The 19,036-nt window shown below is 42.1% G+C and carries 28 protein-coding genes; all 28 read left to right on the top strand.

Translation table 11 applies throughout. From position 1 onward, the window contains the following. The first annotated feature begins 30 nt into the window (after window positions 1–30). The 28 genes from M9194_RS19650 to M9194_RS19775 all read left to right on the top strand — a co-directional run bounded on the left by M9194_RS19650 (window position 31) and on the right by M9194_RS19775 (window position 19,006). Window positions 31–195 (top strand): hypothetical protein, encoded by a 165-nt coding sequence (locus M9194_RS19650; RefSeq protein ID WP_250614403.1) that lies wholly within the window; start codon window positions 31–33, stop codon window positions 193–195. A gap of 474 nt (window positions 196–669) precedes the next feature. Continuing rightward, entirely contained in the window at window positions 670–957 is a 288-nt protein-coding gene (locus tag M9194_RS21855; RefSeq protein ID WP_431769432.1) for a BrnT family toxin, read from the top strand. Window position 958: 1 nt separating this feature from the next. After that, window positions 959–1,177, top strand: coding sequence for a BrnA antitoxin family protein (locus tag M9194_RS19655; protein ID WP_250614404.1), 219 nt, complete (start codon window positions 959–961; stop codon window positions 1,175–1,177). Window positions 1,178–1,327: 150 nt separating this feature from the next. Then, window positions 1,328–1,585, top strand: a complete 258-nt coding sequence (locus tag M9194_RS19660) for a hypothetical protein (protein WP_250614405.1) — start codon at window positions 1,328–1,330, stop codon at window positions 1,583–1,585. 505 nt (window positions 1,586–2,090) lie between these two features. Continuing rightward, on the top strand, window positions 2,091–3,137 hold the full coding sequence (locus M9194_RS19665) for a DNA-methyltransferase (RefSeq protein ID WP_250614406.1): 1,047 nt from the start codon (window positions 2,091–2,093) through the stop codon (window positions 3,135–3,137). Between the two features lie 26 nt (window positions 3,138–3,163). After that, window positions 3,164–3,445: a phage holin family protein gene (locus M9194_RS19670; protein ID WP_250614407.1), complete on the top strand. Its 282-nt coding sequence runs from the start codon at window positions 3,164–3,166 to the stop codon at window positions 3,443–3,445. Next, on the top strand, window positions 3,442–3,972 hold the full coding sequence (locus M9194_RS19675) for a lysozyme (protein WP_250614408.1): 531 nt from the start codon (window positions 3,442–3,444) through the stop codon (window positions 3,970–3,972). The genes M9194_RS19670 and M9194_RS19675 overlap by 4 nt, the downstream gene beginning before the upstream one ends. After that, the gene (locus M9194_RS19680) at window positions 3,951–4,379 is read left to right on the top strand and encodes an efflux RND transporter periplasmic adaptor subunit (RefSeq protein WP_250614409.1); all 429 of its coding nucleotides are present in this window, start codon (window positions 3,951–3,953) and stop codon (window positions 4,377–4,379) included. Before M9194_RS19675 ends, M9194_RS19680 begins: the two co-directional genes overlap by 22 nt. Then, entirely contained in the window at window positions 4,276–4,533 is a 258-nt protein-coding gene (lysC, locus tag M9194_RS21860) for an Rz1-like lysis system protein LysC (protein WP_431769433.1), read from the top strand. The genes M9194_RS19680 and lysC overlap by 104 nt, the downstream gene beginning before the upstream one ends. 165 nt (window positions 4,534–4,698) lie before the next feature. Then, window positions 4,699–4,878 (top strand): hypothetical protein, encoded by a 180-nt coding sequence (locus M9194_RS19685; RefSeq protein WP_250614410.1) that lies wholly within the window; start codon window positions 4,699–4,701, stop codon window positions 4,876–4,878. A 131-nt stretch (window positions 4,879–5,009) separates the two neighbouring features. After that, window positions 5,010–5,627 carry a hypothetical protein gene (locus tag M9194_RS19690; protein WP_250614411.1) on the top strand — a complete coding sequence of 206 codons (618 nt, stop codon included), beginning with the start codon at window positions 5,010–5,012 and terminating at the stop codon, window positions 5,625–5,627. Continuing rightward, entirely contained in the window at window positions 5,509–7,500 is a 1,992-nt protein-coding gene (locus M9194_RS19695; RefSeq protein ID WP_250614442.1) for a terminase gpA endonuclease subunit, read from the top strand. Before M9194_RS19690 ends, M9194_RS19695 begins: the two co-directional genes overlap by 119 nt. Continuing rightward, on the top strand, window positions 7,501–7,710 hold the full coding sequence (gene gpW, locus M9194_RS19700) for a gpW family protein (protein WP_250614412.1): 210 nt from the start codon (window positions 7,501–7,503) through the stop codon (window positions 7,708–7,710). Beyond that, window positions 7,710–9,296, top strand: a complete 1,587-nt coding sequence (locus M9194_RS19705; protein WP_250614413.1) for a phage portal protein — start codon at window positions 7,710–7,712, stop codon at window positions 9,294–9,296. The genes gpW and M9194_RS19705 overlap by 1 nt, the downstream gene beginning before the upstream one ends. Next, window positions 9,289–10,617, top strand: coding sequence for a S49 family peptidase (locus M9194_RS19710; RefSeq protein WP_250614414.1), 1,329 nt, complete (start codon window positions 9,289–9,291; stop codon window positions 10,615–10,617). Before M9194_RS19705 ends, M9194_RS19710 begins: the two co-directional genes overlap by 8 nt. Before the next feature lie 9 nt (window positions 10,618–10,626). Beyond that, on the top strand, window positions 10,627–10,962 hold the full coding sequence (locus M9194_RS19715) for a head decoration protein (protein WP_250614415.1): 336 nt from the start codon (window positions 10,627–10,629) through the stop codon (window positions 10,960–10,962). Window positions 10,963–11,000: 38 nt separating this feature from the next. After that, complete coding sequence (locus M9194_RS19720) at window positions 11,001–12,035, top strand: major capsid protein (RefSeq protein WP_250614416.1); 1,035 nt, start codon at window positions 11,001–11,003, stop codon at window positions 12,033–12,035. Between the two features lie 58 nt (window positions 12,036–12,093). Continuing rightward, on the top strand, window positions 12,094–12,495 hold the full coding sequence (locus M9194_RS19725) for a hypothetical protein (protein ID WP_250614417.1): 402 nt from the start codon (window positions 12,094–12,096) through the stop codon (window positions 12,493–12,495). Window positions 12,496–12,555: 60 nt separating this feature from the next. Further along, window positions 12,556–12,933 carry a hypothetical protein gene (locus tag M9194_RS19730; protein WP_250614418.1) on the top strand — a complete coding sequence of 126 codons (378 nt, stop codon included), beginning with the start codon at window positions 12,556–12,558 and terminating at the stop codon, window positions 12,931–12,933. Then, window positions 12,908–13,591: a hypothetical protein gene (locus M9194_RS19735; RefSeq protein ID WP_250614419.1), complete on the top strand. Its 684-nt coding sequence runs from the start codon at window positions 12,908–12,910 to the stop codon at window positions 13,589–13,591. Before M9194_RS19730 ends, M9194_RS19735 begins: the two co-directional genes overlap by 26 nt. Further along, a complete protein-coding gene (locus M9194_RS19740; RefSeq protein WP_250614420.1) occupies window positions 13,560–14,147 on the top strand; it encodes a hypothetical protein in 588 nt (195 codons plus the stop codon). Before M9194_RS19735 ends, M9194_RS19740 begins: the two co-directional genes overlap by 32 nt. Further along, on the top strand, window positions 14,144–14,725 hold the full coding sequence (locus M9194_RS19745) for a hypothetical protein (protein WP_250614421.1): 582 nt from the start codon (window positions 14,144–14,146) through the stop codon (window positions 14,723–14,725). The genes M9194_RS19740 and M9194_RS19745 overlap by 4 nt, the downstream gene beginning before the upstream one ends. Window positions 14,726–14,729: 4 nt before the next feature. After that, entirely contained in the window at window positions 14,730–15,392 is a 663-nt protein-coding gene (locus M9194_RS19750; RefSeq protein ID WP_250614422.1) for a DUF7217 family protein, read from the top strand. Further along, entirely contained in the window at window positions 15,389–15,727 is a 339-nt protein-coding gene (locus M9194_RS19755) for a hypothetical protein (RefSeq protein ID WP_250614423.1), read from the top strand. Before M9194_RS19750 ends, M9194_RS19755 begins: the two co-directional genes overlap by 4 nt. Beyond that, window positions 15,720–16,745: a baseplate J/gp47 family protein gene (locus tag M9194_RS19760; protein WP_250614424.1), complete on the top strand. Its 1,026-nt coding sequence runs from the start codon at window positions 15,720–15,722 to the stop codon at window positions 16,743–16,745. The genes M9194_RS19755 and M9194_RS19760 overlap by 8 nt, the downstream gene beginning before the upstream one ends. After that, window positions 16,732–17,346, top strand: coding sequence for a phage tail protein (locus tag M9194_RS19765; RefSeq protein WP_250614425.1), 615 nt, complete (start codon window positions 16,732–16,734; stop codon window positions 17,344–17,346). The genes M9194_RS19760 and M9194_RS19765 overlap by 14 nt, the downstream gene beginning before the upstream one ends. After that, window positions 17,346–18,446, top strand: coding sequence for a phage tail protein (locus tag M9194_RS19770; protein WP_250614426.1), 1,101 nt, complete (start codon window positions 17,346–17,348; stop codon window positions 18,444–18,446). Before M9194_RS19765 ends, M9194_RS19770 begins: the two co-directional genes overlap by 1 nt. Next, on the top strand, window positions 18,446–19,006 hold the full coding sequence (locus M9194_RS19775; RefSeq protein ID WP_250614427.1) for a hypothetical protein: 561 nt from the start codon (window positions 18,446–18,448) through the stop codon (window positions 19,004–19,006). The genes M9194_RS19770 and M9194_RS19775 overlap by 1 nt, the downstream gene beginning before the upstream one ends. Window positions 19,007–19,036: the final 30 nt, after the last annotated feature.

Here is a 19,036-nt window from a genome sequence, read left to right on the forward strand (position 1 = left end):
CTCCTTCCTCTATTGCCACCAGGTGTAATCATGTTTCCTTCTGATGCTAGCGAACTTCAAGCTTATGTTATGCAAAACAATGGAATGACACAGGAACAAGCACAATCTTGGCTTGATAAGTGGGTACCACACTGGCGGACAGAAGAGCCTAATGAGCCTGTTGGTTTTTATGAATGTGAAAATGGTGAAGAATAATCGTGCATGATAAATATTGCTAAGGTTATTTTTTGCTATTAACATTACTGTATATAAAAACAGTATATCTATAGTGATGTCGAAAATTAGAATAAGGTACCACTATGGCTCGGTAGTGATGGATGAGCACGGTGTTTTAGAAAATCATAAGGCTATATGTGGTGCCACAGTAGAGGTTCTATCAAAATACGGCCCCCCTATTCGATTGCCATATCTGGGAGTAAGAAACTTTGAACGAGAGTCTTTATTGCCAGTTCAATTTGTAAAGATTAAAGGAATAATTACGTATTTCCCTGAAAGTAATTCTTTGTTTACTAAAGGAATAGATCTTAGGCTAGATCATTACTGTGTAGGAATATTCGATTGCAACGGAATTTTCTTGGCGTTGGATGACGATAGGCCAATGTCTTACCCACTTTCTAAGTAATCAGGGAGTAGCTTGAAAATACAGCGAAATGTAAATACAATGTACATATGATAAAGTTTGATTGGGACCCGGCGAAAGCTGAGACAAATATCAAGAAGCATGGCATATCCTTTGAGGAAGCATCGTCTGTATTTTATGACGAATATGCTCTTCAATTTTTTGATGATAGCCACTCCAACGATATTGAAGATAGGTTCTTGATGCTTGGTATGAGTAATAACCTTAATGTTTTAATTGTTTGTCACTGTGAGAGAGATGATGGCAATACTATAAGGATAATATCATCCAGAAAAGCAACTAAGAACGAAGCGAAACACTACCGAAGGGGGCATTAATATGAAAGATGAATATGATTTTTCAACAATGAAGTCTCGGAAAAATCCTTATGCAAGTAAGTTGAAGAAACCCGTGACTATTCGGCTTAGCGAGGATGTAATTAGCTATTTTAAGGAAATGGCAGAAGAGTCGGATATCCCGTATCAAAGCCTTATAAACCTTTACTTGCGAGATTGCGCCACTAAGCACCGAAAACTAGAAATGAGTTGGAAAAAATAAAGGGTTGCCATTGGGTGACCTTTTTTATTTCTTGTTATAGGAACCTGCCTTCAGAATCACACTGTTCGCTAGTAAATAGAAATAAGACTGGCCTTCGTATTTCGTACAAACTAGTGTCGTTCATGACTTCAACATAGCCGGGAGAAAGTCATGTTTAGCATTAAAATGGGTCAAGACGCCCTAGTTAAAAATATCTTAGAGAGTGGTGCCTTTGGGCCGCGAACAGTAGATGAATTGCTGACGGAGAATACAAGCCAGTCAGAAGCAAGCTTTTACCATGTAGGTTTTGTATTGGAACAACTTGTTAGTGTTGGTTGCATGATAAAAATAGATGATGGTCGATACATTACCTCAGATAAAGGCGAGTCTATACTAGATCACATAAACACTACATATTGTGTCAAATAAAAACAAAAACACAATATATAGCTTGAAAAAGGGGGGAGGGTGGTATATAAAAAACCTATCATGCGATATTTTCATTCATTAAATAATGGATTTACGTTATGAATAGATAATTTGTATATTAGCTTTACCTAGAACCTCGCCAATGGTGGGGTTTTTTTATACATAGAGGCAGCCACGAGTACCAGAGACTTGCTTAACTTAGAAACCGTTAAGTGAAGAGGAAGCTCCTATTCTCGGCAATTGAATGGGCGACTGTGAAGTGCTGGAACACGTCACAGCCATTTGACCTATCACGCTAGTCATAAGCCAAACCAAGGCCCACACAGCTCTGCAGAGCGATGTGGAGTTTACACGAAAGTGAAACTTATGACATTACTAAAAGAATTACGTTGTCCAGTATGCAATAAATTGCTGTGCCGATTTCGCGGTTCGGTTGAGGTGAAATGTACTCGTTGCAAAAAACTGGTAAAAAAATAGAGTACCTAGAGTGCCAATAGGAGGCACTTTGAGGCACTTACTTTTTAATGGGCAAGTTCATTTAGCGAATGCAGACTGCCTAACTTATTTAAAAACACTACCAGAGAATAGTGTTGATCTTATAGTGACCGATCCACCTTATTTTCAAGTTAAGAAAAATGCTTGGGATAATCAGTGGCCAGATGCTGAGTCCTTCTTAGCGTGGCTTGATGAGGTGTTATTGGAACTTTGGCGAGTATTAAAGCCATCCGGTTCTATATATCTATTTTGTGGTCATAAGCTTTCTGCAGATACTGAACTGCTTATGCGCCAGCGCTTTAACATTCTTAACCATATTATTTGGGCTAAACCAAGTGGCCCTTGGCGAAGAATGCGCAAGACTGACTTGCGTTCTTTTTTTCCTTCTACTGAAAGAATTTTATTTGCTGAACACTATGGTTCTGAAGGTCATGCTAAGGGTGTTGCTGGATATGCGACAAAATGTGCAGAGCTGAAGAGGGAAGTGTTTGAACCTCTGATTAACTATTTCAGACAAGCAAGAAAGTCCCTTGGGATATCAGCTAAAGAAATTAACATCGCGACAGGCACACAAATGTGCTCGCATTGGTTTAGCGCAAGTCAATGGAAATTGCCAAACGAAGAACAATACAAAAAGCTGCAGGCATTATTTAAAGAGCATGCAGGCCAGCTTGATCGCTCTCATGAAGAGTTAACTCTAGAGTACGAAACGTTAAATAAAAACTATCAATCTCTGTGTCGTAATTACGATGAATTGAAAGCAGAGTATGAAAACTTGCGGCGTCCGTTCTCTGTGACCAGTGATGTTCCATACACCGACGTATGGACCTTTTCTCCAGTTCAATATTATCCGGGTAAACATCCCTGCGAGAAACCTGCCGATTTGCTCGAGCATATTATTAGTGTGAGTAGCAGAGAGGGGTCGGTCGTGCTTGATGCATTTATGGGCTCAGGATCTACAGGTAAAGCTTGTTTGAAGCTTAATCGACAATTCATCGGAATTGAAATGGAGGAGGGGACGTATCACGCAACGGTCGAATCCTTTCAACAGTTGTAGGACACGCATTGCGTGCAGGCTAGAAAATGCTAGAAAAAAAACAGTTATGGCTAACGGCTTTAGCAGGTGGTGTTGCCAGTTTTTTCATTGCTAAAGGTGAGAAAGTCACTCAATTTTTTGCGTGGTTGTCTGCTTTCTTGGGCGCTTTTTCTGTTAGTGAACTAGGGGTTATAGGTGGCCTAGTTTTAGGTCTTGCCTCTTTCTTTCTTACATGGACTTATAAACATAAGAACCACACTTTGCTTAAGAGCAAAATAGAAAGAGGTGAGTCAGTTGAAGCATTTCTTGATGAGGATGATAGAGCATGAAACACGTAAAAAAAATCGTGTGTTCTGTCAGTGCAGTCATCGCTTTATTGGTTACAGGCACAGTCCCAAACAACATAAAAGTTTCACCACAAGGTTTAGAGTTGATCGGAAATGCGGAGCAATGCCGATTAACTCCATATAAATGTCCAGCTGGTTTGATTACGAATGGAATAGGAAATACCCACCAAGTTTCTCCTAAACCGATCACTCTTGAGAAAGTTGCTCAGGATTGGTCGAGTAACATTGAATCAGCTCAGAATTGTCTTGCTGCCACTACAAATATTGCTGCGTTGAGTCAGGGCCAAATTGATGCTTTCACATCGTTCATATTTAACGTGGGTTGTACACGATACCAGCATAATTCAAATGGTAGCGAGACCCGTATTTACAAGAAGCTAAAAGCCGGAAAGTATGACTCTGCGTGTAGAGAACTGCGATTTTGGGTGTATGGCGATGGAAAAAGGTTAAAAGGTTTAGTTATTCGTCGCAAGAAGGAAATGAAGTTATGCCTTGGTTCAATTTCTTAAAGCCTAGTATCCCTTACCTAATAGCTGTTTGTATTTGGCTTTTTATGTCTTATCAAAACTCTTCGATTAAATCAGAACTGGTTAAGGCCAAAGCTCAGAAAGAGAAAGCAGAGGCTAGTTTGACGTTAGCTTCTGAGTTTAACAAGTCATTAGTATCTTCAATCGAGATAGCAACTCAGCAACTAGAAGATGCTAGAAAAGCATTTTTGACAAAAGAACATTTCAATGGGACTGCGGTCGCAAATGTTAACACTGCAGTAGATGAGCTCAGGGAGTTGGTAAATTATGAAAATAGTTGTGGCGATGATCGCTTGCCTGAGCCTGTTATTGACAGGATGCGTGAGCACTACAAAACCCAAGGTCATCACTCAAGTGAAGACACAATACATCTTTCCACCAATGGCTGATCTGTTGCCGTGCAAAGTGCCTTTTAGCGAGCCTCCTTACACAAGAAATGAAGCCTTAGTGCGAGATCTTATCTGGCTTACCTATTTCAACATGTGTGCCAGACAAGTAGATAGAACTCGTCGATGGGTTGAAGAGAAGCAGCGACGAAAATGAATGTATAACATTCGCACTTTGATATAGATACTCCATACTTTTTCCTTGCCAGTACAGGCTTTTGTTACTTTTGCCCGAATATCATTCGGGCCTTTTATTGCTAATTACTTTTTCGAAAGTGCTTAGCAATAGGGCCAGATGAACTAATAAGTAAGCGAGAAGAAAATGAATAATACAGTTAAGCAATTCGAAGCAGTTCTGAATACTCAAGCCCATGCGTTGGAAGTAATGATGACTAATCAGCCTACAACTACCCCTCGCCTGATGGAAGAAGCAATTCAGCTAATGGAAGAATCGGTTTGCAAAGCGATTCAAGCAGCTAAGCAAGTTGAACATACAGCATGAGAATGTGACCTCGGTCCCACGGGTCCTTTGGGGCATATCTGTGGACTACGGGTGTGTGAACGCGCAGTGGGTCGCTCGTTAAAAATTTTTTTTATTTTTCTTAATTCCTACTTCCGCTTTTGAGAGGTTAAATGAATGATTTATTTAACCCTGACAAAATTTATCGACAAAGGGATATAGCAGCGCTTCTGAAAATATCAGATAGGCAGCTTCGAACCCTTATATCAGAAGGGTTTATACCAGATGCAAAGCCTAGGTCTGGATTCGATCCTCTTGCATGTGTTCATGCCTATATTACTTACAAAACAAAGTCGAAATCCTCTCAGGAAAAACCGGAAGTCGGGGCTGGAGAACCTGAACTCACCGAGGAAGAACAGTTTGAACGAAAAGAGAAACTGTTAAAGCTTGAAGAGCGCGAAGAGAAGCTGGCCATGATGAAAGCTAAGCGGCATTTATTCGAAAAGTCTTATGCGCCGATAGAAATTATCGTCGACACGCTTCAACAAGTTGGTGCTCGGCTCGCAAGTCGTCACGACTCTTTAATCCCGAAAATGAAAATATCATATCCAGATTTACCTCAAGCTGCAGTGGAAGCTTTAGAGGCAGAACTTACGGCAGCAGTAAATGAGTGTGCAGACATCTTACCCGACCTCTCTGACTATGTGGACAGCGATCCAGAAAGCGGTCCGTCGTGGCTTGTCGGGGATGAAGAGGATTCTTCCAGTCACAGGAACGGAGTGGTGCGATAAGCACTTCCGATTGCCAGCGGGTTCTTCGCAAACTTCAGGACAGTGGACCACCATGCCTTTGCAGATTGTTCCTCTTAATATGATGTGCAATCGAGCGATTCGCGTTTTTGTATGGCAGAAATCAGCGCGGATCGGTTATACCAAAGTGCTGGTTGGTGCAGTTAGTTCTCTACAAGATCAATACAGCACGAATATTGTTATCTATCAGCCAACAGAAGATGACGCAAAAGATTTTACTATCGACGAAATTGACGCGGCATGGGAAGAAATGCCGATCATGCGGAAAATATTTCCGTTTCTTTTCTCAAATAACGAAAAAAACACCACTAAGAAAAAGGTTGGCCTTGGTTGGACACTCGATATAAAGGGTGCAGGTACGCCTAAAAATATGCGTCGCTTAACCAAAGGGGCTCTTTTTGGCGATGAGGTGGACGGATGGGATTGGGAGCTGGGAAAAGAAGGCTCACCAATAAAATTAGCAAGAACTCGTTTAGAAGGTGCGGCCTTCCCGATGGAACGTTGGGGAACAACACCAACGGTTGCTGGCGAGTCCCATATAGAAAACCTAATGGCTCAAGCCGACCTTACGTTTCGATTTTATCTTCCTTGCCCTCATTGTGGGCATGAACAGACTTTAGTTTGGGGTTCTCCTGACACTAAACATGGTATGAAATGGGATAACTCAAAAACCAGCATAAATGCGAAAGCAAGAACAGCTCATTACTCATGCATTAACTGTCATGGCCAAGAAGAACATCAAGGAAAAATATACTACCACCAACTATCTAACATGCAGAAGGCTGGCCGTTGGGTTGCTGAAGATGGTACTTGGACAAAAGACGGAATACATTTCTTCTCAGAGTCAGGTGATAGTGAAGTCACACCTGAAAGTGTTGGTATTCATTGCTGGGCTGGATATAGCTTGAATCTTTCAACAGGCTGGATTGGATTAGTGAAAGAATTTTTAAGTTGTAAAGGTGATCCTGCCAAACTCAAACCATTTGTGAACCTTGTTCTCGGAGAGTTATGGGAAGGCGACAACCGAGACAAACTCGATTGGGAGCTTCTAAAAAATCGTCGAGAAGTATGGTGGAAAGGCGAGCGAAAAGATAATCCAGTACCAGATAGGGCTTGTGTTCTTACAGGGGGCATTGATACCCAAGATGACCGGGTAGAGTTTTTTATTTGGGCATGGGGAGCAGGAGAAGAATGCTGGCTTATCGATCATATAGTTTTGCTCGGTGACTTATCGAGTGATGAGCTTAAAAAAGCTGCAGGAGAGCAACTCTATAACCAATACAAAAAATCAAACGGTGAAATCATGGATGTTCGTTTGTGGTGTTGGGATGCGATGGGACACAAGACTGACGACGTATACAGTATGAGCCGTAATCATGGCTCGTTGTGGGTCATCCCTATCCAAGGTGAAAACCAATACGGAAAACCTATCGCTAACTTCCCTCGTAAGAAAAATGGCAAAAAAGTCTATCTCACTCGCCTTGGTACCGATGGTATTAAAGCTCGGTTATATAGTCGATTAGGGAAAGCACCCTCTTCTAGTGGTGAGGCAGTTCCCGGATGCATTCATTTTCCTGTAGATGATGAAATTTGCGGAGATGAATTTTTCAAGCAGCTTTGTAGTGCATCTAAAAAGTTAGAAATTAAGAAAAATGGCCAACGTGTATGGAGATGGATAAAGCAATACCATCCGTTTGATGAAGCTCTTGATGGGTGGAACTATGCTCATGCAGCTTTAAATATTCTAGAGCAGCGGTTTGGTTTTGTATTAATTGAGCCAGAGGTTTCAGCACTAAAGAAAACCGTCAAAACTAGTGGAATACGAGCTGCAGCTGAGCGGCTAAAGGGAGGATAAGTGTCAACACAGGAAAAGCTTATACAAGCTGAAGAGGCTTATCACAAATTGCAAACGGGCACGATGGCCGTATCGATCATGAAAGATGGTCGACGTGTTGATTTCAATCGGGCCAACATTCATCAATTAAAAAACTATATCGACGAATTAAAAGCGCAGCTAGGGACTCCAAGCTCGCGTAGGCGACCACCTGCAGGAGTGATTTTCTGATGAGCAAAAAAATTCTTGCAGCCGATGGTAAAACGCCATTGAGAGACACCATTTCTCAGCAAAAAAACGCAGTGTATCGCGGAGCAGGCATTGGATTTGGTGGACAGTTGCGAGATTGGAATCCACAACTGAAGTCTGTGGATGCGGCTCTATTGCCTGTTTTACCTAGAGCTCAAGCTAGAACGGATGATGTCATTCGAAATAATGGTATTGCAGCAAACGGTATTCAGTTACATCAGGACCACATTATTGGTTCTGATTATCGTTTAAGTTACAAACCTAATTGGCACCTTCTTGGTATTAAGCCTGATAAAGACTTTGTTAAAGAAGTGGAAGCTGTTTTTCGCGATATAGCGGAAAACCCTAACTGTTTTATTGATGCGGAGCGTAAGCGAACCTTTACCATGATGATGCGTGAGGCTGTGGCTACTCATGCTTACTCTGGTGATGTAATGGCAAAGCCAGAAATGATAAAGGATTCGCACTCTCCGTTTTCAACTTGCATACGCATGGTGGCCCCGAAAAAAGTTACTAACCCATCTCGAAAAATGGACACTGACCGCTTCAGAGCAGGCATGGAGATCAATCGTTATGGTCAAACCATAGCTGTTCATGTTGAACAAGGTGGTGACTTATTTGGTGTAGGTCGGACATGGCGTCGTATACCCATGCGTATACGAGGTGGTCGAACTGGATTTATTCATGTATTTGAACCATTAGAAGCAGGCCAGACGCGAGGTGTTAATAAATTCTTAAGTAGCTTAGAGCAATTAAAAATGCTCGATACGCTACAAAACACTAAGTTACAAAAAGCCATTGTGAATGCCATGTATGCAGCCAGTATTGAATCTGAGCTGGGAACAGAAGAAGCAATGCAATTTCTTCTTGGCTCGAACCAAGGAAACCAAGATGGAAGCCCACTTGAGACATTGTTATCCGGTTATGGCGACTACTACGATGGTGCAAGTGTAAAGCTAGGTGGGGTTAAGTTACCGCACCTGTTTCCGGGGGATAAAATCAATATTCACTCTGCTGGAAATGACGATAACGGATTTTCAGATCTTGAACAGTCTATTATTCGCTACATTGCAGCGGGGCTTGGTTTGGATTATGCGCAGTTATCGCGTAACTACAGCCAAATGAGCTATTCCACTATTCGAGCGGCCATGAATGATTCGTGGCGGTATTTCATGGGCCGTCGAAAAATCATTGCTAATCGCTTTGCCAGTTTGATTTTCGAGTTGTTATTTGAAGAAATGATGATTCGAAAGTACATCACTTTGCCATCCAAGGCTCGTTATTCTTTTTATCAGCGTCGTCACGCATGGACCCGCTGCGATTGGATTGGTGCAGGCCGTATGGCGATTGATGGACTGAAAGAAGTTAAAGAAGCGGTTCTACTCATTGAATCTGGTTTATCTACTTATGAAGAAGAAGCCGCGAAGCTTGGCAAAGATTACCAAGAGCTATTTGCTCAGCAAGTCAGAGAGTCGGAAGAACGAAAAGAAAAAGGACTTCCACCCCCAAGTTATATGAAGTTTGAAGACTTTGCTCCAGAGCAACCAGAAGGACAAGTTAATGGTTAGGAATTTAGCGCATATTGCCAATCAGGCATTTAACCGTCCAATTGCACTCGAACCCGGCTATGCCCGGGTTTTTTATTCTGTGTTAGCCAGTGAAATGGGCATTGGTCGATTAATAGATGGCTCGACAGGTGAAGTGTTAGACGCGAAAGCAATGGCACAAGAAGCATCAATGTATCGGGCTAATAACGGCTCAAAAGAAGGTGAGGATCGTCAGCGTTACTATCAACTGATTAATGGTGTGGCTGTATTACCTGTTAGTGGCTCATTGGTTCATAAATACGGTTCTATCCGACCATACAGTGGCATGACAGGCTATGACGGCATTATTGCTCGGCTTAGCTACGCCATTCGTGATCCAGAAGTTCGTGGTGTATTGATGGATTTTGATACTCCTGGTGGTCAAGTTGCAGGTTGTTTTGATGCTGCTGACATGATCAGTCGTTTTGGTAGTGAGAAACCTGTTTGGTCACTTGGCTACGACATGCACTGCAGTGCAGGTGAAGCGCTTTCTTCTGCTTGCAGTCGACGCCTCATTACTCAAACAGGTGTCGCAGGCTCAGTGGGTGTCGTCATGATGCATGCCAACTTAGAAGAACTAATGAAAAACCGAGGGGCAGAAATCACGCTGATTCACTCAGGTGCGCATAAAGTCGATGGAAACCCCTACGAAAAACTGCCTGATAATGTCAGAAGTAAGCTGCAGTCGGAAATAGATACAGCTCGGCAAAGTTTTGCTGAGAAAGTCGCAGTCAATATCGGTATGGACGTGAAAGCCGTATTAGATACTGAAGCGGCAACGTATACAGGCCAAGAGGCAGTCGATATTGGCTTCGCAGATGAAGTTGTCAATGGCTGTGATGCCGTTGGCTTAATGATTGAGCACCTTGATGCTCTGAGTTCAAAAATTGTCGATATGGGAGCAACCATGACAAAGGAAACAAATCAACCAGAAGCACAGGCTGCTCCAAAAGTCGCTCAAGCTTCAAACGAAAATACACAACCTCAGATTGATGGGACTGCGGTCGCAACGGCTGAACGTGAACGTGTATTGGGTATTTTGGGCTGTGATCAAGCTCAAGGTCGCCAAAAGATGGCTCATAAACTTGCCAGCATGCCATCGATGAGTGTTGATGATGCTAAAGAATTGCTGGCTTCGGCTGCAACAGAAACTTCAAATGATTCAGCTCAGAATGCAATAGCTGCTATTAGTGCTGAACATGGTGAACCATTAGATGCTAGCGCATCTTTAAATAAAGATATCGATAGCGATGAAGAGCAGTGTGCTGCGTTGGTTTCTGCTTTCGGTAAACCTCGCGGTTAAGGAGCCCAAATGACCACCACAACCACTTATAGCCCGGATAACTCAGTTATCAAACAAGGCGAAACTGTTCGCAAGACAATCAAGGCAGGTGAAAGCTTTCCTGTATTAACTCCACTTATGGCTGATACCACTGAACCTGACACTTTAGTTAAGTGGGATGGTGTGGCAGGCAAGGAAATTGCTCTGAGTGCTTGCGTAGCTGATGCACCAGCCTCAAACGAAATTAAGGCAGTAATCGTTTCAGGTACTTATCGTATCAGTTATATCAACTGGCCCAATGGCCTTACCGATGCTCAGAAACGAGCAGCGTTTCTAGGAACGGCACTCAATGTAGACGACGAGTAATTTCGTCGTTTTTTTAGAATTAAATAAAGAGATTGCTCATGGATCTATTTACTACTCGTGTTCTTCTAATGGCAATATTAGAAGCAGGAATCCGTAAAGATAATTTTTTCTTACGCATGTTTTATCCAGATGTATTTACATTTAATACAGAGAAGGTGGATTTGGACATGATCCCTAACAAGCCAAAGATTGCTCCATTTTGTTCACCACTTATTGGTGGTGTGGTGGATAAAAATCAAGGCTATTCCACAAGTTCCTTCCAGCCAGCGTACGTTAAGTCTAAGCATGCAGTAACAGGTAGCAATACAGTTAAACGTCTACCCGGTGAAAAATATACTGGAAACAAATCTCCAGCAGACCGACAGAAAGCTTTGGTTATGCAGAATTTGGATTTAGAAGAGCAAGCAATTGCAATGCGTGAAGAATGGATGGCTGCTCAGATGATTCTCACTGGTTCGTATATGGTTGAAGGTGAAAATATTCCAACACCATATGAAGTTAGTGCAGGCCGTAGATCGGAGAACAACATTTCATTAATTAGCACGGAGCGTTGGAGTCAGCTTGACCATGATAGTCACGATATCTGGGGAGATATTGAAGAGTATTCAGATCTTTCAGACGGTGAGACGAACATTGTTATTTTTGACCCTAAAGCTTGGACGTTGCTGCGTAAGTTTAAAAATTTCACAGAGGCTTTAGAGACGCGTCGAGGTTCTAAATCTGAAGTTGAAAGCACTCTGAAGGATTTAGGCAAGGCCGTGAGCTATAAAGGCAATATCGGTGATGTCGATATTTGGGTGGTTAATGAAGAGTACACCGATAGAGATGGTACAACTAAAAAACAACTACCAGATAATACGATGATACTTGGTCATACAGCTGCTCGTGGTGTGCGATTATATGGAGCCATTCAAGATCTTAATGCTCAAAATGAAGGTGTTGATGAAGCTGATCGTTATGTGCGTGATTGGATAGAAGGTAATGATCCTGCAACTCGTTACACTAAAACAGAATCAGCCCCAGCACCATACATGATTGATGTGAATAGCTTCGTCGTTGTCACTGTCGATTAATCTCCATTAGGGGAGCTTAGCTTCCCTTTTTTCTTTTGTTTTCTTGCAGGAATAACCCATGTCAAAGGCAAAAAAACCATACCAAGAGCAAATAGATAGTCTCTGTGAAGAGCTTGGTATTACTGAACCTCAATACGATGACAAAAACTCTATCGCTGATCTCGAAAAAATTATTGATGAGCTAGAAGCTAAGCTTCCAGAGAATAGTGATTCTGAAGAAGTTGAAATTACTCTAACGGATGATGTACCAGAGAGCGAAGGTATAGAAGACTCTGTAGATGTCGAAGTAAATAGCGACAAAAGCGGAAACATTGAAGTTAAAGCAGTTTCAACATTTCGCTGTCGAGTCGACGATGAGCGTGTCACGGTAGTGAAAGATAACAAACACTATTTACCCGAAGATGTTGCAATGGAAGCTGTAGAAGCAGGTGTTGCGGTTCTTATCGGTAAGCAAAAGTAATGACCAGCCAATAGTATTAAAAAAGCGGAGTAGATAACTCCGCTTTTTATAAGGAATAGCATGAATTTAGACTCACTATTCGACCAAGCAATGATAACTGCTGACCAAGCAATTGAGGATGCTATGGCATCTAAATTTAGCCTATTGCTTACAAATGGCGAAAGTTTAGATATCAAAGCGATCTTCGATGAAAAGCTGGAAGTAAAAACCAGTAGTAGCATGAAACATGGGACTCCATTGATGTGCGAAGAGGGAGCTCTTACATCGTTAAATACTCGTCTTGATAGAAGCCTCGTCAAAGGTGCGATCGTTGAAGTGCCTGTAGGAACCAGAACAGTTGTTGATGTCTTTTATCCAGATATGACGACTACCATTTTGCAGCTATCACCGACGACACAAAAAGGTGTAACTAATGGCAGATTTATTCGAACTGAATAGAGAAGGTCTTGCCCGAACAGAGCAAAGAGTCGTCAGTGCGGCAAGACCATTTCATATTGACTTGGGTAGTATTGCTTATCAAGCGAAGAAGAAGCTGCAGGTGTTAGACGATGCTGTTGATGTTGCTTTGGCTAGAGCGATTAAGAAAACCACTCGCTGGCTGGCTTATCATTCAGCAAAAGAGCTAAAAACTGCACTCAGATTGAAAAACACGAAACGCCTTAAAGACCGAATTAAAATTTTCACCAATCGCAATGCAGGCCAAACCTCTATTTGGTTTGGATTAGCTCCGATTGAAATTGAAGCAGCAGGTAGCCCAAGGCAAAACTCACTAGGTACTCGAGTCGCAGGTCGTCAATATGATGGGGCATTTTATACAAGTATTTATGGAAATACGCCGTTTGTTTATATTCGCGCTGCTCGCAATGCCCAAGAAGGTCATACGACTTATCGTCGCAATAGCAAAGGGAACAACCCAAACTCAATTCGTGATGAAGAATTAAAAGGCCGGTTCCCCGTTCAGCGTTTGGGGTTGGATATTGAAGAGCCAGCCACTTACATACTTGAAAGCTTTGAGCGTCGGACTAATAGTCGCTTTCAAACCCTATTTGACCAGGAGCTTAACTTTGAACTCTCAAAACGTGGTGTATCAACCTAGTGATTATCTAGAAGCGATTAAGACAACACTGGGCAATTTGATTATTTGGAAGGATGATCAAGAGCAAGAGCACTCATTTCAAGTTGAAGACTATGCTGAGTTTGGACGTATAAATATCAATAGACGTACCTTGTTCATTGAGCTATCTAAAGCTAAAGGGACCAATACTTACCCTGATGGTCGAGTGTATGAAGATATGGATGTGGCCATTCATGCCGTATTCCCTAACTCCGTTGATTATGCCGCGAAGCAAGCAAACAACTGCTCTTTTGATATTCGAGACCTTGTTGTTCTTGATGTTGGCCCTAAAGTTGACCGCTCGCCTCGATGGAGCTGGGGGTTGGATAGCGATAGCACTGAAAAGCCGCAAAACGTTGATCGTATGCCGTCTATTTATGCGACAGGCAATAAAGGCTATGAAGGTTGGTGTGTCACATTTGTTCAGCGAGTCATTTACGGTGAACCTGACGCAGAAGAAGAATCACGAGAGTCTATTTACATAGCGACTAACGACTCTGTCGATAACCCAGACGATTATGAAGAGCTGAACACATGATGAGCCAAGAACATATTGAGCAGCTCATTATGAATAAAACGCAGCCTTTATCTGATCAACTTGTCGAAATGGCTGATGAGCTTGAAGAGCTTAATCGTCGAATTAATCAAATGATACGGTTTGGTAAAGTCAGCGAAATTCACTCAAGCAATAAGTTGATTAAAGTTCAACATGGTGAGAAGCGCGTTACTCCATTTATAAAATGGTTCACGTTGGCCAGCGGAGAGATGAATACCTATCGTTGCCCTTCAAAGGGTGAGCTAGCATTGCTGCTTGATATTTCCTCTGGTGCATCTGGCCAGTATCTTGCTCTGTGTGGATGGGAAAGTGATGCTTTCCCTTTTTCTATCAGTAACCCGAAACAAGTTGTCACAGAGTTTGGTGCATTAAAAATGCTTTGGGATAGCGAGGAAGGGGAATTGATCTTAAGCGCTCCCAAGAAAATAAAACTAGATACTGAACTTGTCGAAGGGACAGGTGATATCTCAGACGCGATACGAACTATGAGTGAAGATCGCGAGTTATACAACGCGCACACAAACCATGTGAACAATACACCGCCAAACATGCCGAAGTAAGCTTATGAGTATTGATATTTATAAAGCCATTATGCAAGGTGGAGGGTTAAACCTGTCTAGCCCATCTATCACCTTAGGTAGTGATGCGATTCGAGACATTACTTCGTTACAAACTTCTCTTGATGATCCACTTTTAGAGCCACTGGTGGATAGCAGTGTTCTAAGTGCAACGAAATCTACCATCAATACAGCAAATATTTCAGCGAATAGCTCGTTAGACCATATGACGACTACAGTGAATGATTCTCTAATATTGACGTCTAGAAGTAATGCGATAAACAAACTTGATGCGAGAGTGGACGGTCTACCAAAGGGCTGTGATAACACATCAAATTTGTTTGGCAGTATACAAGGTGAAGCAGATGAAGCCTTTACTCAAGCTCAGTCAAAAGCCAATGAGCTCAATAAGGGCATCGCTGATTTTCTTGAAGATAAAATTAGCTCTACTGAGCTAGAAAGTATGATGACAAGTGCTTCATCTAGCATTGGGACTGCGGTCGCAAGCATTTCCTCCCTAACAAATGGTGAACAATCTTTAGGTATGACGTTGTTGGATAAGTTAGCTGCTTATTCTCAATCTCAGACAATAGAAACATTGTGGAAAGACCCATGTACACAAGGGGTTTTGCAAACGGTTTTACCGAAAAATATTAAGGATCTCTTGTGATAGGAATGGGGCCAACAGGGAAGACCATTAGTGGGTTTGAACAGTTCAAAATGCGCTTTGCTCGGATGATAACGACACCATTGGCAACGCGTTTTAGACATCGATTATGTGGTAGTAAAGTTCGTCAATACGCAGATAAGAACGCTGGCGATACGATGTTAGTGACCATTCAAGCTGAAGTTATTCGCTCAGTCAGCGACAAAAACAATCAAATGAATGATGAATTTTCTATTGAGCAATGTTTAGCCAGTAGAACAAGTACAGGCGTATTGCTGACTATCAGCGGAACGTATCACGGCACAGTAGTGAAGTTTGAGGTACCAATGAATGTTTGATATTCAAAGCGATCAGCTAGAGCAGCCTGAAGCGTTTGTAATGCCTTCTTACGATGTACAGTTAGCAGAATTTAAAAGTCGAATTATTACCCACCTTCAAGAACTCGCACCTGAACTGGTGGAAGCGGTAGAAGAGACACTACAAAACCCTTATGAGCTTGGCACTATCATAGTCGAAGGCGCAGTTAAAACTCTTCGTGATTACATTCGTAGTGAAGACTATAAAGCGACACAGATGCTAGCTTATTGGGCTAAAGATTCTAACTTGGATGCAAAGTTATCAGAGCTTGGTCTGAAGCGACAAATTATTGAAGCAGGTGACCCTAATGCGTACCCACCTGTAGAGCCAAAAATGGAATCAGATGAAGATGCTCTTCAGAGATATATGCTTGCACCATTTGGATTGTCTACAGCCGGGACTAATTTAGGTTATCGCTTTCATGCCATGACACTTAATGAACGACCCATTATTACCGTTGAAAAGCCAGCGCCTAATGTCGTGATTTTGAAGCACGAGTTTCCTAATGAAGCCAGTACATCGAAAGTTAAAGATGCACGAGTGAAAGCAAGAGTAAACGGTCAAGGTAATAGAGATGGCAAAATCGACATGTGGGTGTTGAGCCGTGAAACTCCGTCAGGAATGGCCACTCAAGAGTTGCTCGATGAAGTATATGCTTACATAGGTGGCCGAGACGATATCATTCAAGAGACCGATGAGCTATTTGTTAACTCAGCAAGTATTGTTGAGTATCAACATATAGTAACGCTGTACGCGACCAATTCCCCAGTTGGAACAGTAGATAAAAACAGCGTTATTACAAAACTACAAGAATACGCCGACTCAGCTCATCAGCTTAAAGGAAAAATTGAAGAGTCAATGGTGAAATTCATTGGTCACAGTTTTTATGGTGTCACCAAGGTGGTGAGTAATATATCCACCGATGGAATTGTTTGTGATGTTCATGAGGCACCTTATTGCACAAGCATAACGGTGGACATCATTTATGACTCAGCATAATTCGAAATACGATTTTTCAGATAACGCTCAGCCTATTGAAAAGGCGATCCGCTTAGCGTTCAGAGATTCTCTTCTTTTACTTAAACCACCTTACCCAGAACTGTTAAATGCAAACAATACTCCTAGTGACTTCTTACCATTTTTGGCAGGAGAGCGTGGGGTTATAGATTGGTATGAAACAGATGACGAAGTCTTTAAAAGAGAAACAGTCGATGGCTCGTTTCGTCTTTTACAACAATCGGGAACCAGAGCTGGTTTACGTGAGTCTCTTAACGCATTAGGTTTCGATTCAACAATCAGTAAGGGTGGAACTCCTTACACATTAGAAGTTGAAGCTTTTTTAAAAGATAAGCCACTCTCCGATGAAACGAGTGGTCGGGTTGATGCCCGAATAAGCACTTACAAATCTGAGAGAGATGGTATCACGGTCAATATTTCTCGCCAGTCAGAAGGCAATCAATACGTTGCTGTAGCGACAGAAATTGGCATCACGATAACCTCAGAGCCGTTTGTGCCATCTGGTTATACAAGTGAGGCAAATCAAGTAATTGGTACTCACAACCACATTAGACTCATCGCGACATCGGAGCCTGCGACATAATGACAACAGATAGATATCGTACTTACGTAACTCAGACAGGTTTTGGTCTTGAGTCATTAGCCAAACAACAAGGTACAGAAGTAGATTTTGCTGTGTTGGTAATTGGTGATGGGACATTGGCAGATGAACATAACCCAGCGTCCCAAACGGACTTAGTCAACCAAATTAGAAGTTATCCCGTTACTATTGAAAAAGACGAAAATGATGCTTCTGTTTGGATAGCAAGAGCTGAAATACCTGCGGACCACGGTGGTTTCACCATCAACGAGGCTGGCGTTAAGGTCGTTGATGAAAATGGCAGTTTGTATTGCTATGCCCGTCAGCCGGGTGACTATAAGCCTAACCTCGCAGAAGGGTCTTCGAAAAGCTATACCATTCGTCTTAAGTTTATTCCCGGAAATGCGTCAACCATTGAAGCTAAAATAGATCCTTCTGTCCAGTTTACTACTCCGACTGATTTAGAAAATGCTCTTAGTGCCCATAAAGCCGAGAGTGATCCTCATTCTCAGTATGCGAAAGATACAGATTTGGCATTGCAAAAAACCAATATATTAGCTGATTTTGTTGGGCTTATTGGTGAGTTTCATACAGATGGAGCAAAAGCTGGTTGGCTAGATCTACAAGGTGGTGAATTTTCTCGTACTACAGACTTATTGCTTTGGAGTTATGCTCAGTCAACAGGGTTAGTGGTGACTCAGGCCACCAAAGATTCAGATCCTATGGCATATGCAATGTATTTTGGTGATGGAGATGGTTCGAGCACATTCACTCTACCTAATCATCACTTAGGGCATTTTGTGCGTGGTACTCCTTCATATGCGAACCACGGTGAGACACAGGGTGATGCTATTCGTGACATTGATGGCACTGTGATAAATCTAACGTATAACAATAGTAATGGAGTAGATGGTATGCTTCCTCAAGGTGCTTTCTCTGCTATTGATGGAGGAGGAGCCGTTTTGTGGACTACATCGTCAAGTAATATTGAATCAAACCGAGATTGTCTTCAATTTAAAGCTTCTAATGTCGTACCAACTGCAGATGAAAATCGGCCTTACACCGCAAATTTATCGATTAAAATTCACAGAGGGTGGGTGTGATGAAAGAAGCGTATAACTTTAATCCACAAACGTTTTTGTTCTCAGGGAAAAGTAAGGTTTACCAAGTGAAAGGGTACGATGGATATATACTTCCCCAGTTTTCCACTTGGTTAGAAACCCCAACTTTTAATAGAGAAACGCAGCAATGTAAGTTTGATAAAGCAAGCGGAGCTTGGTCTATACAAGATAAACCCCAGCCAGTTATAGCTTACAGTAAAACATCTAGGGCGAAGAAAGAGTTTGATGACGTATCTCTAGTCACGGATGATTACACAATTGTTCCACCGTCTACAGAGTTTGATGAATGGTGCGAAGACTCTTGTTCGTGGGTAACTAACGAAAGCAATAAACATATCTCAGAATATAATGAAGTAGATGATACACGCCGCCGTCTTTATTCTGTAATGGTGACGCCATTAGTTGATGAAGCTTACATCAAGCGCAATCTTGTAAAAACAGAGAAAGCATTATCTGAAGCAGATGATCTAGAGAAACAAGCTCTAGCAGCTCGGTTGAAAATCCAAGCAGAAAACCCGTGGCCACCTGCACCAACTGATTAACCTCACAGAAACTATCAGAACAAACCCAGC

It is taken from the genome of Vibrio sinus (assembly GCF_023634645.1).
Classification (GTDB): domain Bacteria; phylum Pseudomonadota; class Gammaproteobacteria; order Enterobacterales; family Vibrionaceae; genus Vibrio; species Vibrio sinus.

Excerpts from the sequence above, each read along its gene's own strand:
- M9194_RS19650 (WP_250614403.1), top strand. The coding sequence starts at position 31 with ATGTTTCCTTCTGATGCTAGCGAACTTCAAGCTTATGTTATGCAAAAC.
- M9194_RS21855 (WP_431769432.1), top strand. The coding sequence starts at position 670 with ATGATAAAGTTTGATTGGGACCCGGCGAAAGCTGAGACAAATATCAAG.
- M9194_RS19655 (WP_250614404.1), top strand. The coding sequence starts at position 959 with ATGAAAGATGAATATGATTTTTCAACAATGAAGTCTCGGAAAAATCCT.
- M9194_RS19660 (WP_250614405.1), top strand. The coding sequence starts at position 1,328 with ATGTTTAGCATTAAAATGGGTCAAGACGCCCTAGTTAAAAATATCTTA.
- M9194_RS19670 (WP_250614407.1), top strand. The coding sequence starts at position 3,164 with ATGCTAGAAAAAAAACAGTTATGGCTAACGGCTTTAGCAGGTGGTGTT.
- M9194_RS19675 (WP_250614408.1), top strand. The coding sequence starts at position 3,442 with ATGAAACACGTAAAAAAAATCGTGTGTTCTGTCAGTGCAGTCATCGCT.
- M9194_RS19680 (WP_250614409.1), top strand. The coding sequence starts at position 3,951 with ATGCCTTGGTTCAATTTCTTAAAGCCTAGTATCCCTTACCTAATAGCT.
- lysC (WP_431769433.1), top strand. The coding sequence starts at position 4,276 with ATGATCGCTTGCCTGAGCCTGTTATTGACAGGATGCGTGAGCACTACA.
- M9194_RS19685 (WP_250614410.1), top strand. The coding sequence starts at position 4,699 with ATGAATAATACAGTTAAGCAATTCGAAGCAGTTCTGAATACTCAAGCC.
- M9194_RS19690 (WP_250614411.1), top strand. The coding sequence starts at position 5,010 with ATGAATGATTTATTTAACCCTGACAAAATTTATCGACAAAGGGATATA.
- M9194_RS19705 (WP_250614413.1), top strand. The coding sequence starts at position 7,710 with ATGAGCAAAAAAATTCTTGCAGCCGATGGTAAAACGCCATTGAGAGAC.
- M9194_RS19710 (WP_250614414.1), top strand. The coding sequence starts at position 9,289 with ATGGTTAGGAATTTAGCGCATATTGCCAATCAGGCATTTAACCGTCCA.
- M9194_RS19715 (WP_250614415.1), top strand. The coding sequence starts at position 10,627 with ATGACCACCACAACCACTTATAGCCCGGATAACTCAGTTATCAAACAA.
- M9194_RS19720 (WP_250614416.1), top strand. The coding sequence starts at position 11,001 with ATGGATCTATTTACTACTCGTGTTCTTCTAATGGCAATATTAGAAGCA.
- M9194_RS19725 (WP_250614417.1), top strand. The coding sequence starts at position 12,094 with ATGTCAAAGGCAAAAAAACCATACCAAGAGCAAATAGATAGTCTCTGT.
- M9194_RS19730 (WP_250614418.1), top strand. The coding sequence starts at position 12,556 with ATGAATTTAGACTCACTATTCGACCAAGCAATGATAACTGCTGACCAA.
- M9194_RS19735 (WP_250614419.1), top strand. The coding sequence starts at position 12,908 with ATGGCAGATTTATTCGAACTGAATAGAGAAGGTCTTGCCCGAACAGAG.
- M9194_RS19745 (WP_250614421.1), top strand. The coding sequence starts at position 14,144 with ATGATGAGCCAAGAACATATTGAGCAGCTCATTATGAATAAAACGCAG.
- M9194_RS19750 (WP_250614422.1), top strand. The coding sequence starts at position 14,730 with ATGAGTATTGATATTTATAAAGCCATTATGCAAGGTGGAGGGTTAAAC.
- M9194_RS19760 (WP_250614424.1), top strand. The coding sequence starts at position 15,720 with ATGTTTGATATTCAAAGCGATCAGCTAGAGCAGCCTGAAGCGTTTGTA.
- M9194_RS19765 (WP_250614425.1), top strand. The coding sequence starts at position 16,732 with ATGACTCAGCATAATTCGAAATACGATTTTTCAGATAACGCTCAGCCT.
- M9194_RS19770 (WP_250614426.1), top strand. The coding sequence starts at position 17,346 with ATGACAACAGATAGATATCGTACTTACGTAACTCAGACAGGTTTTGGT.
- M9194_RS19775 (WP_250614427.1), top strand. The coding sequence starts at position 18,446 with ATGAAAGAAGCGTATAACTTTAATCCACAAACGTTTTTGTTCTCAGGG.